Here is a 13409-nt window from a genome sequence, read left to right on the forward strand (position 1 = left end):
TCTGCTGTGGTCTTGGTAAAGAGGAAAGCGGCAGATTATAGCTGTCGCGTCTCCTGACTAACAGCGGTGACGGGCGGATGGTCGAAATCGAGGGCAATTTGCCGACGTTCAGCCGGGATTAAGCTGCAAATTGTTATCATCACCGCTCAATCAGCCCTGATAAACGCCGTTCATCATGTCCAACCTGACTGTTCGAGCGTCCGCTGCGAGCCTGCCCACGGGGCTCCCGGATGCGTTTTTCGACCGCGACGCACAAACGCTGGCCCGGGATTTACTCGGCAAAGTCATCCGTCACCGGGTCGGCGACCTGTGGCTCAGCGCCCGGATTATCGAAACCGAAGCCTATTACTTCGAAGAAAAAGGCAGCCACGCCTCCCTCGGCTACACAGAAAAGCGTAAGGCTTTGTTTCTGGATGGCGGGCACATCTATATGTATTACGCCCGCGGCGGCGACTCCCTGAACTTCAGCGCTCAAGGCCCCGGCAATGCGGTACTGATCAAATCCGCCTATCCGTGGGTCGATGAATTGAGCGGGCCGGCGAGCCTGGCGCAGATGTTATTGAACAATCCCGACGCCCAAGGCCGCCCTCGTCCTTCGCAAAAGCTGTGTGCCGGTCAGACATTGCTGTGCAAGGCGCTGGGCTTGAAGGTGCCGGTCTGGGATGCCAAGCGTTTCGATCATGAGGTGTTGCTGGTTGAGGATATCGGCCCGGCGCCTGCCCACGTCATTCAAACCACGCGCCTGGGCATCCCCCATGGGCGCGATGAACACTTGATGTACCGCTTCGTCGATGCGGCTTATGCGCCGTATTGCACGCGGAACCCGCTGCGACGAGGGCAGGTCGAAGGTCGCGATTATTTTCTGCTGCCTTGAAGATGGGTATCCCCCCCTGTGGGAGCTGTAGTGTTTTGAATATTGCGTTCGTCCCCCCATGGGACCAATGAACATTTGATGGAGTTGTTTTTATGGGCCCATGGCTCGATAGCGTGACCGGTTGGTTGACGGTCAACCCGCAATGGCTGGCGGCAGCGGTGTTCATCGTGGCCTTTGTGGAATGCCTGGCGATTGCCGGATTGATTGTGCCCGGCACGGTGTTGCTGTTCGCCGTGGCGGTTCTGGCCGGCAGTGGCGCGTTGTCGTTGAGCGAAACGCTGCTGTTGGGGTTCCTCGCCGGCGTATTGGGCGATGTCGTGTCCTACTTCATCGGTCGACACTTCCATCAAAACATCCGGCGCCTGCCGGGGTTGCGCCATCATCCGGAATGGATTGCCGGAGCCGAGGCGTATTTCCAGCGCTATGGTATCGCCAGCCTGCTGGTCGGGCGTTTCATCGGCCCCCTGCGGCCGATGCTGCCGATGGTCGCCGGTATGTTCGACATGCCCTTCCCGCGATTTTTCGCTGTCAGTCTGTTGGCTGCCGCTGGCTGGAGTGTGGCGTACCTGCTGCCCGGCTGGGCCACGGGCGCCGCGATTCGGTTGCCGTTGCCGGAAGGTTTCTGGCCCGAGGCGGGCGTCGTTGCTGGCGCCATTGCGGCCATGGTTGGCCTGAGCATTACCAGCAGCATGCGCCGTCATCGCAAGGCGACGATGCTGATTGCCGGGATGAGCTTGCTGATTCTGCTGGGACTGTTTATCGGTTATCCACACCTGACCGCGCTCGATCAGGGCGTCATGACCCTGGTACAGGAACATCGCAGCCCGATGCTTGATGAAGTGGCAGTGCTGTTCACGCTGATCGGCGAGTTCCGCAACATGCTGGTGTTCAGTGCGTTGCTGGTCGCACTTCTGCTGATCACCCGGCAATGGCGACAAGCGATCTTTGCCTGCAGTGCCCTGCTGTTCACGGCACTGGGCAACACCGTGACCAAGCATTTCTTCGCCCGCCTGCGCCCGGAAGTGCTGAGTGATCCGCTGACCAGCTACAGCATGCCCAGCGGTCATGCCTCAGGCTCTTTTGCGCTATTCCTGACCCTCGCCGTACTGGCCGGTCGCGGACAACCACCACGGATGCGCCTGACCTGGCTGCTCGTCGGTTGTATACCTGCGCTGGCGATTGCCCTGTCACGGGTGTACCTGGGCGCGCATTGGCCGACGGATGTACTGGCCGGCGCGATGCTGGCTGCGTGCGTGTGCGCAGCGAGCTTGTGGGTGAGCCAGCGTCAGGCGCCGTTAAACGCCATGCCGCCTAAAGTCTGGTGGCTGGTACTGCCGGCGTTGGTGGCTTTGTTTGCGTTCTTTGCGTTGCGGCATTTGCCGCATGCGATGTTGCGGTACGCGTATTGATTGATAACGATGAAACGCGCCATTCATTGCACGAATGAATGGCGCGAGTTCACGCCTCTACAGCGGCGGACGCCTGAACAACCTTGAGTGCAAAGGTGGCAGGCTTGTTGTTAAAGGCATCATGCCCTGTACGGTTAGGATCTATATTTTTGAAGATTATCTTCCCGCCATCCTCGGCGCGATATAACGCTCGCCCATTCACCTCACTCACGATGTAAACATAAGAGGGCCCTGGGACAAGATCCGCAAACCCGGCTTTAGGCGCACCGTGTTTACTGATTGAAAAAAAGTCAGACTCCGCCTTGTCACTTACAGACACATGGTGAGTATCGGCCTCTATTTTCAAGCGCCATCCTTCATAAGTCCCTCGCAAAACGACAGTGACAGCATAATTGTCACCGTGCGGAACAAACTTGAACAACAATGGAGAGTCACCTTCATGATCGGCGAGCGTGATAATACTCGAAGCGCCCCTGTCAGCCAGGGCGACCTCAACATCCAATTGTTCGCGCCTGGTAATTCGCGGATCACTGAGCCTTGTCTTCAGGCGCTGCTGATTCAGGACCAACGGCAACCCATTAACGTAAAGATTAGCTGTAAATGTTTTATTTTCTTCCATGACCCTATAAACCCCTTAACCTTATTAGATTCGACACTATTTACCACCCACTAACAAAGTGGGAGCACCGCCAACAAAAAGAATAACGAAATATAGAAAACCTGCTAAACCTGAGGCATGGCGGCCACTGGCACTTCCTTCAGCAAAGGCTTTAAACGCTTGCGCTTACGGCGCGCAAGCACCATCAAATCAGCATAAACGCCAGCGGCATCTATCACCTTATCAACGTTATGATCGACCGCCGCATGTTTCAGAATATACTTACCCGCAATATCATCCCAAAATGCCCATTCGTCCTCATAAATAGTCATAACCTCATCCTTATTATTAATCAGTTCACCCACTCTTTGCGGGCAATTTGAAATTAAGACAAAGACAAAATCAAAACAATGATGGCAAACGAACCAAGTTAATACAAAGTGCAACTAAGCAAACAACTCACCCTGCAACTCATCCAGCAGCGCCTGAATTGCATCCAGTCGCTGTTGCGGATCATCGAGTTGCAGCAGGTCGATCTTGTCCACTTCGGCAAACGGCAGTAGATAAGCGAGCTGATTGGCCAGTGACTGCTGCCCGGTTGCTTCGGTCCCCATGTTCAAGGCCTCGACCATCGGGTGCTCTGCCAACGCCTTGAGCAGCGCCACCAGATCCGCGTCTTCATCCTGCAGCGGTTGTTCAGGCTCATCTTCCAGCCATTCGACTTCCGCAAGGGTCAGTTGATCGCGCTGAACCTCGGTGTGCAAGACATGAAACCGCCGCCCGCCCTGCACCCGAATCCCCAGCAGGCCGTTGTCCTGTTGCTTGAAATCGGTGATCAGCGCTTCGCAACCCACCAGCGCATAACCCGCCGGCGCAATGCCGACTTCCTCGCCATCGAGGATGCACACCACGCCAAAGCCGCCACCCTGTTTCATGCAGCGGCTGATCATGTCCAGGTAGCGCGCCTCGAAGATCTGCAAGTCGAGGATGCAGCCAGGAAAGAGCACTGTGTTCAGCGGGAAAAGCGGCAAGCTCATAGACATTTCCTTACACCACCATCGACACCGCCAACGGCAGGAACACCGCCGTGGCCACGCCCATCAGACTCATCGCCAGCGCCGCAAAGGCGCCGCACTCTTCACTTTCCTGCAAGGCCACCGAAGTGCCGACCGCATGGGCGGTCATGCCCAGCGCCATGCCGCGCGCCTCGGGACTGTGGACACCGAGACGGGTCAACAGGCTCGGGCCGAAGATCGCACCGATCACGCCGGTGATCAACACGAACACCGCGGCCAGCGCCGCGACACCGCCGATCTGCTCGGCTACCAGCATGGCAATCGGAGACGTCACCGACTTGGGTGCCATGGTCATCAGGATCATATGCTCGGCACCGAACCACCAGCCCAGCAACACGCCCATGCCCGTGGCGACCACGCCACCTATCACCAGCGTAGTAAATATCGGCCAGAACAACTGCCGAATCCGCCGCAGATTGAGGTACAGCGGCACCGCCAGCGCCACCGTCGCAGGCCCGAGCAAGATGCTGAGGATCTCGGTGCTCTTGCGGTACTCGGCGTACGTCAGGCCGCAGGTCACCAGAACACCGATCACCACCAGCATCGAGACCAGCACCGGTTGCAGGAAGATCCAGCGGGTTTTCTCGAAAGCGGCCAACACCAACTGATAAGCGCCCAACGTGATGCCGATGCCAAACAACGGATGATGAATCACCGAGTCGAGCGCGCCGTGCCAATCCAGGATCATTGGTCATCTCCGCGAGGGGCGTGGGGTTTGACCATGCGCTGCATCAGTACCCCGGCGAAAGCCATGGAAAGCACCAGCGACAACACCAAGGCGCCGACGATGGCCCAGAAGTCAGCGGCAATGTCCTTGAAGTACACCATCACGCCCACGGCCGGCGGCACCAGCAGCAACGGCAAATAACGCAGCAGACTGCTGGCCGCCAGGCTCAACGGCTCGCCGACTTGTCCGCGTGAAATCAGGTACACCAGCAACAACAGCAAACCGATAATCGGCCCCGGCAGCACCGGTAAAAACAAGTGGTTGATGGCTGTGCCCAGCAATTGGAACAGCACCAGCCAGGTCAGGCCACGTAACAACATCCGGCATCTCCCGCACTCGCCCCACAAAGCAGGGGCCGAGCATTATAAGCACGTCAGCGCTATGGATCGGCATTCGCCAAAAGCATGGACAGTTGACCGGAGCCATTTGCCATGTTGATCTAAAGTGGTTCACAGGGAGGTCAAATCCCCCCACCCGAAAAACTATAAATCCGATGAAACCCAAGGAGAGTCTCAATGCCCTATGTTCCCGTTGCAGAGCTCAAAGATTATGTCGGCAAGGAACTCGGACGTTCCGAATGGCTCACCATCGATCAGGAACGCATCAACCTGTTCGCAGAAGCCACAGGTGATTATCAGTTCATTCATGTCGACCCGGTCAAAGCCGCGCAAACGCCATTTGGCAGCACCATCGCCCATGGATTCCTGTCGCTGTCACTGATCCCGAAACTGATGGAAGACATCCTCATCCTCCCCGAAGGCGTGAAGATGGTGGTCAACTACGGTCTCGACAGCGTGCGTTTCATTCAACCGGTCAAGGTCAATTCGAGAGTGCGTCTCAAGGTCGAACTCAGCGACGCCACCGAAAAAAAACCCGGTCAATGGCTGCTCAAGGCCACCTGCACCCTTGAGATAGAAGGCTCGGAGAAACCGGCCTATATCGCTGAGTCACTGTCCCTCTGCTTCGTGTAATCCTCCCGGATGCGAAGCAGCTCACGCTGTTTCGCGACCCTCTCTATATATACGACACATAGCTGCGGCATACTCGGTCGCCTAATTGCCCGGATCCCGCTATGCGCTCACTTGCACTCCTTGCCTTGACCCTGTTGCTCACCGCTTGCGGTAACGGCGAATCGCCGCTGCCCCCCGATGCCCGCTTGCCGGATGGCGGGCGCTATCGCGGTGATCTGGTCAATGGCTTGCTGCAAGGCCAGGGCCGCATCGACTACCCGAACGGCAGCTGGTACGCCGGCGAGTTCGATAAGGGCCAATGGCATGGCCAGGGCGAATGGCATGGCAGCAACGGCGAGATCTATCGCGGGAATTTCAACCAGGGCCTGTTCGACGGCCAGGGCACGCTGACCACACAAGGCAGCAGTTACACCGGCGGTTTCAAACTCGGTCGGCGCGAGGGCGAGGGCACGCTCAAAGAAAACGGCATGACCTATCGCGGCGAATTCAAGGCCGATCAATATTCAGGGCTCGGTCATCTCGAACTCGACGACGGCAGCTCGTACCAGGGCCAGTTCGCCCATGGCAAACCCAACGGTGAAGGCCAGCGCGGCGACGCCAGCGGCAATCAGTTCACCGGGCATTTCGTCGATGGGCAACTGGAAGGCAACGGGACCTTCAACAGCGCCGACGGCGACATCTATGTGGGCGGCTTCAAGAACAATCAATTGCACGGCAAGGGCCGCTACGAAAATGCCGACGGCGATGTCTGGCTCGGTCAGTTCAAGGAAGGCTCGCTGAACGGCAAGGGCGAGTTGATCGGTGCCGATGGCAGCCACTACATCGGCCAGTTCAGCGACTGGCGCTTCACCGGCCAGGGCCGTTTGAACCTGCCCGATGGCAGCTTTTATATCGGGCAATTCGACAGCGACAGCTATTCGGGGCGCGGCACCCTGGTGCTGACTGACGGCACCGTGCAAAGCGGCACGTGGAACAATGGCCAGCGTGTGCGTGACGCCGATGGCAAGTTGCTGCCCGACAGCCTGGAACTTGGCTTGCTGGCCCAGGGCCGCTTGCTCGACGACGCCCTGTTCAACGTGCCGGCCTCGACGCCGGCCGTCGAGTTGTACACCCTGACCGTCGGCGGTGACGGCAAACAAAGCGTGTTCCTGCGCGAATCCGATTACGTCAGCAATATGCTCAGCAGCCGCTTCGGTGCATTCGGGCAGATACGCCTGGTGAATCATCGCGACCACCTCGTCGACCGGCCGATGGCCACCCGGGAAAACCTGCGCCGCGCCGCGCTGACACTGGCCGAGCGTAGCGGCCCGGAAGATCTGATCTTCATTTACCTGACCAGCCACGGCACCGCCGAACACGAACTGGTGCTCGACCAGCCGCGCATGGAGCTGTCCGATCTGCCGGCCGATGAACTCGCCGCGGTGCTGGCACCGTTGAAGAATCGCGACAAGATCATCGTGATTTCGTCCTGCTATTCCGGCGGTTTCATTCCGGCGTTGAAAGACGAACGCACCCTGATCATGACGGCCTCGCGGGCGGACCGTGTGTCCTTCGGCTGCTCCGAGGAAGCCAACTTCACCTACTTCGGCGACGCGCTGTTTGCCCAGGCGCTGAACCAGACCGACGACCTGGAGCAAGCCTTCAAACTGGCCAAGGCCACCGTCGCCGAACGCGAACTGGCGGACAGCTTCGAAGCCTCTGAACCGCAGCTCTGGGCACCGAAAACGGTCATCTCGCACTGGCAGTTGTTACGCAAGCAGCAGGCACGAAAAGCGCTACAAAGTGTCTCTATCGACAGCAAGGATGCAAAGAGCAACTAAGCTGAACAGTATCAAGGGGGAAACACTATGTACTTGACGCCTCAGCATGTATTGCTTGCCGGAGCTACCGGGTTGACCGGTGAACATCTGCTTGATCGCCTGCTCAACGAGCCTACGATTTCAAGGGTATTGGCCCCCTCACGCCGTCCACTCGCCAAACACCCACACCTGGAAAACCCGGTTGGCGATCCGGCGGTGTTTCTGCCGCAGCTGAACGGTCGTGTCGATATCGCCTACTGCTGCCTTGGTACCACGATCAAACAGGCAGGCTCCGAAGAAGCGTTTCGTGCGGTGGACCTGGACATGGTCGTGGCGTTTGCCAAACGTGCGCGGGAAATGGGCGCACGCCACCTGATCGTGATCAGTGCCCTGGGCGCTGATCGCAGATCCTCGATTTTCTACAACCGGGTCAAAGGCGAGATGGAACACGCATTGCGCGCGCAGGACTGGCCGCAACTGACCATTTGCCGCCCTTCTCTGTTGCTGGGAGATCGCATCGAGCCTCGCCTGGGCGAGAAAGTCGCCGGCCCGCTGTCACGCCTGATCCCGGGCAAATACCACGGCATCGAAGCCTGCCAACTGGCCCGGGCGATGTGGCGGTTGGCGTTGGAAGAGCAGGATGGGGTGCGGATTGTCGAGTCGGATGAGTTGCGCAAGCTCGGCAAGTAACTGTGGCGCCTGAAAGGACGCCTTCGCGAGCAGGCTCGCTCCCACACTGGACTGTTACAAATCCAATGTGGGAGCGAGCCTGCTCGCGAAGGGCTCACCCAGATTCAGAGTCGAACGCTACAACCCACCCGTCGCCTGAAAACTCACCCCGATCACCGTCAGCAATGACAACGGCAACAGCAGCGTGTCGAGCAATGCGCTGGCTGGCAGGTCCAAGCCGGGGTAACTCGGTGCCTCAGCGCCAAAGTGGTCCTTGGCACAGCACCCGCCATTCATGGCATACACATCCAGACGCGTCCCCGCATACACCAGCGGTGCACCGGGCTTGGAGGCATCAAGGGTGCGCGCCGTGGCGCAGCCGGTCAGTTGCAATACCAACAAGAGGGTGAGTAGCTTATTCATCGCTGCTCAAATGGTGTTCGCCCCAGCGTGGCAGCATGTCTTGCGGGATGTTCAACAGATTGAGAATCCGCGCTACGACAAAGTCGATCAGGTCATCGATGGTTTGTGGCTGATGATAGAAACCCGGCGAGGCCGGCAAAATCGTCACGCCCATGTTCGACAGCTTGAGCATGTGCTCCAGATGGATGCTTGAATACGGCGCCTCACGCGGCACCAGAATCAACTGGCGACGCTCCTTCAAGGTCACATCGGCAGCGCGTTCGATCAGGTTGTTGCAGGCACCGGTCGCGATGGCCGACAGCGTCCCCGTGGAACACGGCACCACCACCATCGCCGCCGGTGCACCGGAGCCCGAAGCCACCGGCGACATCCAGTCTTCCTTGCCATACACCTTGATTTGCCCGGCCGCAGCGCCGGTGTATTCCGTGAGGAAGGCCTGCATCATCTGCGGTTTTGGCGGCAGCGTGACGTCAGTCTCGGTGGCCATCACCAGTTGTGCCGCCTTGGAAATCAGGAAGTGCACTTCGCGATCTTCACGCACCAGACAATCGAGCAGGCGCAAACCGTACTGGGCGCCGGAAGCGCCGGTCATCGCCAGTGTGATGCGATCCGGGCCGCTGCTCATTGCAGCGCCTCGGCGAGTTTGCCGTGCAGGCCGCCGAAGCCGCCATTGCTCATGATCACCACGTGGGTGCCGGGCTGGGCCTGGCTTTTCACACGCTCGATGATGCCTTCCAGCGAATCGCTGACAATCGACGGTACGGTGCACAGCGCGGCAGTGCCGGCCAGGTCCCAGCCGAGGTTGGCCGGTGCGTACCAGATCACCTGATCGGCATCGACCACGCTTTCCGGCAAGCCGTCGCGGTGCGCGCCAAGCTTCATGGAGTTGGAGCGCGGCTCGATGATCGCGATCAACGGCGCATCGCCGATGTGTTTGCGCAGGCCATCGAGGGTCGTCGCAATGGCAGTCGGATGGTGAGCAAAGTCGTCATAGATGGTGATGCCGCGCACTTCGGCGACTTTTTCCATACGGCGCTTCACGCTTTTAAAGGCGCTCAACGCGGCGATACCCATGGAAGGCACCACGCCGACATGACGCGCAGCTGCCAATGTAGCCAGGGCGTTGGCCACGTTGTGCTGACCGGTCATGTCCCACTCGACCACGCCCTGGGCGACACCTTCGAACATCACTTCAAACTTCGAACCGTCTTCGCTCAGCAGTTTGACCTGCCATTGTCCGCCCGCTCCGGTGGTCTGCACCGGGGTCCAGCAGCCCATTTCGATGACACGCTGCAACGCCGGCTCGGTGGTCGGATGGATCACCAGCCCTTCGCTTGGGATGGTTCGCACCAAATGGTGGAATTGCCGCTCGATGGCTGGCAGATCGGGGAAGATGTCCGCGTGATCGAACTCAAGGTTGTTCAGGATCGCCGTGCGCGGGCGGTAGTGAACGAACTTGGAGCGTTTATCGAAGAAGGCGCTGTCATATTCGTCGGCTTCGATCACGAAGAACGGCGTCCCACCCAAGCGAGCGGACACCGAGAAGTTCTGCGGCACACCACCGATCAGGAAGCCCGGGCTCATGCCCGCGTGCTCCAGGACCCAGGCCAGCATGCTGCTGGTGGTGGTCTTGCCGTGAGTACCGGCGACAGCCAGCACCCAGCGACCTTGCAGCACGTGATCCGCCAGCCACTGCGGGCCAGAAACGTACGGCAGGCCTTTGTTCAGCACGTATTCGACGGCCGGGTTGCCGCGCGACATGGCATTGCCGATAACCACCAAGTCCGGGGCCGGATCGAGCTGGGAAGGATCGTAGCCTTGGGTCAACTGAATGCCCTGAGCCTCAAGCTGAGTGCTCATCGGCGGATAGACGTTGGCATCGGAGCCGGTCACGTGATGGCCGAGTTCCTTGGCCAGAACCGCCATCGAACCCATGAAGGTGCCGCAGATACCCAGAATATGAATGTGCATTAGTCGACCTCGTAAAACATGGCCGCAGGTTAGCGTAGGGAGGCGAAAATCGCACCTTGTGTTTCGGATTTGAAGATGCCTTCGCGAGCAGGCTCGCTCCCACAGGGACTCAGCGGCGCTCGCATAATGTGTGTCCGCTGAAGATCCAATGTGGGAGCGAGCCTGCTCGCGAATGGCCGCGACGCGGTTTAGCGCTCGATACCGTGCTTACGCAGCTTTCTATAAAGCGTATTACGACTGACACCCAACTGCTCAGCCGTATGGGTCATATGCCAACGCGTATGCTCCAGTGCATTCAACAACGCCAGCCGCTCGGCATCGTCCAACGGATGCTCGGACGGTTCTTCGACCGCCACTGCAACCGCCGGCCGCGCCTGACGAATCATCGCCGGCAAATCCTCCAGCCCGATCCGCCCGCCGTCACACAACGCCGCCAATGTGCGCAGCACATTGCGCAACTGCCGCACGTTGCCCGGCCAGGCAAAGCCCAACAAGGCTTCCCGCGCCGGCCCGTCGATCAGTACCGCTTCCCCGCCCGCCTCTTCCGCCAGCAAGAAATCAAGCAATTGGGATTTATCGCTGCGATCACGCAACGCCGGCAACGCGACTTCCAGCCCGTTGAGCCGGTAATACAAATCCTCACGGAAGCTGCCGTCCTGCACCCGATCCAACAGATTACGGTGCGTCGCGCTGATGATCCGCACGTTGACCGCCTCCGGTTCACCGCCGATCGGCACCACCTGTCGGTCTTCCAACACCCTTAACAGCCGAGTTTGCAAGGCAAGTGGCATGTCGCCGATTTCGTCGAGAAACAGGGTCCCGCCATCGGCCTGCTGCAACTTGCCCCGCATGCCTTCCTTGCGCGCGCCGGTGAAGCTGCCGCCGCGATAACCGAACAATTCACTCTCGATCAGGCTTTCGGGAATGGCCGCGCAATTAAGGGCAACGAAGGCTTTCTCCGCCCGTTGACTGGCGTGGTGCACGGCTTTGGCGAACGCCTCTTTGCCGGAACCGGTTTCGCCGTTGATCAGCAGCGGGACATCGCGTTCGAACACCCGCAGCGACTTACGAAAATCTTCCTGCAGTGCGGCATCACCGATGCAGATGCCCGACAGGCGTGGACGTTCGGTAATCGCCGGGCTTTGCACCACCGGCACCGGAATACTGCGTGGCTGCCCGCGCAAAACGGCAAACAGGCTGCGACCGTCACGGGTGCGCAGCGGCCAACTGGCGCTGGCGTTCACACTGGCGCGACCGAGCAACTCATCCAGCGAGCAATCGAAAAACGCTTCCACCGGTTTGCCCAGCAAGCCGCCGCGAATATGCCCGAGCAGGTTTAGCGCACTTTGATTGACCGCACAGATCCGCCCTTCCCCGTCGAACGCCAGCAGCCCTTCGCTGAACAGCCCGACAGACTCGGCCTGCAAGTGAAAACGCAGCAGCCATTGATTGTCGAAGTAGCGTAGGAAATAGCAGCTCTCGATCATCTTCGCCGACAGATTGACCAGGGCCATGGTGTGGAATTGACTCTGGCGCGAGACATCGTGGCGCGCCGATGACACGTCGAGCACCGCCAGCAATTCGCCATGGGGGTCAAACACCGGGCTCGCCGAGCACGTCAGGCCGGTGTGGCGACCGCGAAAATGTTCGTCTTGATGGATGGTCAGCGACTGACGCTCCACCAGGCAGGTGCCGATGCCGTTGGTGCCTTCGCAGGCTTCACTCCAGTCGGCGCCAAGCCAGAGGCCGGCGCGCTCGAAAATCTTCCGTTCGGCAGGGGCGGTGACGCAATTGAGGATCACGCCGCGAGCATCCGTCAGCAGCACCGCGTGGCCGGCGCCGGAGAGTTGTTGATGGAGGCTGGTCATTTCATTGCCGGCGATGTGCAGCACTTGCTGCAAGCGTTCGCGGCTTTCCAGCACACGGCCGTGTTCCAGCACCGTGGGCGCGATGGTCAGGGCCGGGTCGAGGTGATAGTCCTCAAGACAGCGCAGCCAGGAACGGGCAATGGAGGGATCGCTGCCGGGGCCATGCAGGTGCGATTTGCCCTGGGTGACGGTCAGGACCTGCCGGGCATGGCGACTCAGATGGTTGTCGTGCATTTCTTATTATTCTCCCCGATAACTGTGCTGAACCCCCATCAAGAGGTTGGCACACACCTTGTGGCGAGGGAGCTTGCTCCCGCTCGAGTGCGAAGCGCTCGCCAAAAATCATGACCGGCAGACATTTTGGGGCTGCTTCGCAGCCCAGCGGGAGCAAGCTCCTCGCCACAGAGGATTACCCTGTGTGGCAATTTGAGGCCCAGCATCCTCCAGCCATCGACGCATTGCAATGCTGGCAAGACCCGTCAGTCACACCCTGTGCCACAAGCGGTACAAAGTGTCACGGAGGCTGTACCGAAAGCGTCACAGCGCGCATCCGCCGGTCCGACAAAAATCACGCAAGGCCTTGATTTGCCTGACCTGCAAGGCAGTGGCCCGACCTTTGCTCTACGCTTATAGCAAGCGCACTTGCGCGTTTCTCTAATAAGTACAAAGCCAAGGAGAACATCATCATGCGTTACGCTCACCCCGGTACTGAAGGCGCTATCGTTTCGTTCAAGAGCAAATACGGTAACTACATCGGCGGCGAGTTCGTCGCGCCTGTCAAAGGTCAGTACTTCACCAATACCTCGCCAGTGAATGGCCAACCGATTGCCGAATTCCCCCGTTCCACCGCCGAAGACATCGACAAGGCCCTGGACGCTGCCCACGCCGCCGCCGATGCCTGGGGCGCCACGTCCGCCCAGGCACGTTCGCTGGTGCTGCTGAAAATCGCCGACCGCATCGAGCAGAACCTGGAACTGCTGGCAATCACCGAATCCTGGGACAACGGCAAAGCCGTTCGCGAAAC

General features: G+C 59.3%; 15 protein-coding genes. 6 read left to right on the top strand and 9 right to left on the bottom strand.

All coding sequences use genetic code 11. From position 1 onward, the window contains the following. The first annotated feature begins 175 nt into the window (after positions 1-175). Together ACWKV5_RS22610 and ACWKV5_RS22615 are read left to right on the top strand one after the other, a co-directional pair. Positions 176-874 carry a DNA-3-methyladenine glycosylase gene (locus tag ACWKV5_RS22610; protein WP_483843053.1) on the top strand — a complete coding sequence of 233 codons (699 nt, stop codon included), beginning with the start codon at positions 176-178 and terminating at the stop codon, positions 872-874. Positions 875-966: 92 nt separating this feature from the next. After that, positions 967-2283 carry a bifunctional DedA family/phosphatase PAP2 family protein gene (locus ACWKV5_RS22615; protein WP_483843054.1) on the top strand — a complete coding sequence of 439 codons (1317 nt, stop codon included), beginning with the start codon at positions 967-969 and terminating at the stop codon, positions 2281-2283. Positions 2284-2332: 49 nt separating this feature from the next. On the opposite strand, the gene ACWKV5_RS22620 is transcribed toward ACWKV5_RS22615, so the two are convergent. From ACWKV5_RS22620 to ACWKV5_RS22640, 5 genes are all read right to left on the bottom strand, one after another. Further along, on the bottom strand, positions 2333-2902 hold the full coding sequence (locus ACWKV5_RS22620; protein ID WP_483843055.1) for a hypothetical protein: 570 nt from the start codon (positions 2900-2902) through the stop codon (positions 2333-2335). A gap of 104 nt (positions 2903-3006) precedes the next feature. Then, positions 3007-3213: a hypothetical protein gene (locus ACWKV5_RS22625; protein WP_483843056.1), complete on the bottom strand. Its 207-nt coding sequence runs from the start codon at positions 3211-3213 to the stop codon at positions 3007-3009. Positions 3214-3327: 114 nt separating this feature from the next. Beyond that, complete coding sequence (locus ACWKV5_RS22630; RefSeq protein ID WP_483843057.1) at positions 3328-3918, bottom strand: LON peptidase substrate-binding domain-containing protein; 591 nt, start codon at positions 3916-3918, stop codon at positions 3328-3330. Between the two features lie 10 nt (positions 3919-3928). Then, positions 3929-4639: an LrgB family protein gene (locus ACWKV5_RS22635; protein ID WP_193560097.1), complete on the bottom strand. Its 711-nt coding sequence runs from the start codon at positions 4637-4639 to the stop codon at positions 3929-3931. 2 nt (positions 4640-4641) lie between these two features. Further along, entirely contained in the window at positions 4642-5004 is a 363-nt protein-coding gene (locus tag ACWKV5_RS22640) for a CidA/LrgA family protein (protein WP_483843058.1), read from the bottom strand. 195 nt (positions 5005-5199) lie between these two features. Between ACWKV5_RS22640 and ACWKV5_RS22645 the strand changes: the two genes are divergently transcribed. The 3 genes from ACWKV5_RS22645 (at position 5200) to ACWKV5_RS22655 (ending at position 8144) form a co-directional block, all read left to right on the top strand. Further along, on the top strand, positions 5200-5655 hold the full coding sequence (locus tag ACWKV5_RS22645; protein ID WP_483843059.1) for a MaoC family dehydratase: 456 nt from the start codon (positions 5200-5202) through the stop codon (positions 5653-5655). A gap of 101 nt (positions 5656-5756) precedes the next feature. After that, positions 5757-7475 (top strand): C13 family peptidase, encoded by a 1719-nt coding sequence (locus ACWKV5_RS22650; protein ID WP_483843060.1) that lies wholly within the window; start codon positions 5757-5759, stop codon positions 7473-7475. A 27-nt stretch (positions 7476-7502) separates the two neighbouring features. Then, entirely contained in the window at positions 7503-8144 is a 642-nt protein-coding gene (locus ACWKV5_RS22655; protein WP_123433410.1) for an oxidoreductase, read from the top strand. A 117-nt stretch (positions 8145-8261) separates the two neighbouring features. Here ACWKV5_RS22655 and ACWKV5_RS22660 read toward each other — a convergent pair whose 3' ends face one another. The 4 genes from ACWKV5_RS22660 to ACWKV5_RS22675 all read right to left on the bottom strand — a co-directional run bounded on the left by ACWKV5_RS22660 (position 8262) and on the right by ACWKV5_RS22675 (position 12619). Next, entirely contained in the window at positions 8262-8546 is a 285-nt protein-coding gene (locus ACWKV5_RS22660) for a YceK/YidQ family lipoprotein (protein ID WP_483843061.1), read from the bottom strand. Continuing rightward, on the bottom strand, positions 8539-9171 hold the full coding sequence (ubiX, locus tag ACWKV5_RS22665) for a flavin prenyltransferase UbiX (protein WP_027924312.1): 633 nt from the start codon (positions 9169-9171) through the stop codon (positions 8539-8541). The genes ACWKV5_RS22660 and ubiX overlap by 8 nt, the downstream gene beginning before the upstream one ends. After that, a complete protein-coding gene (mpl, locus tag ACWKV5_RS22670) occupies positions 9168-10517 on the bottom strand; it encodes a UDP-N-acetylmuramate:L-alanyl-gamma-D-glutamyl-meso-diaminopimelate ligase (RefSeq protein WP_123433408.1) in 1350 nt (449 codons plus the stop codon). Before mpl ends, ubiX begins: the two co-directional genes overlap by 4 nt. A gap of 188 nt (positions 10518-10705) precedes the next feature. Beyond that, positions 10706-12619 (bottom strand): sigma-54-dependent Fis family transcriptional regulator, encoded by a 1914-nt coding sequence (locus tag ACWKV5_RS22675; RefSeq protein WP_483843062.1) that lies wholly within the window; start codon positions 12617-12619, stop codon positions 10706-10708. A gap of 452 nt (positions 12620-13071) precedes the next feature. Between ACWKV5_RS22675 and ACWKV5_RS22680 the strand changes: the two genes are divergently transcribed. Beyond that, the coding region (locus ACWKV5_RS22680) for an aldehyde dehydrogenase family protein (protein ID WP_483843063.1) at positions 13072-13409 on the top strand (338 nt) is incomplete at its 3' end.

Source organism: Pseudomonas oplopanacis, from assembly GCF_057128725.1.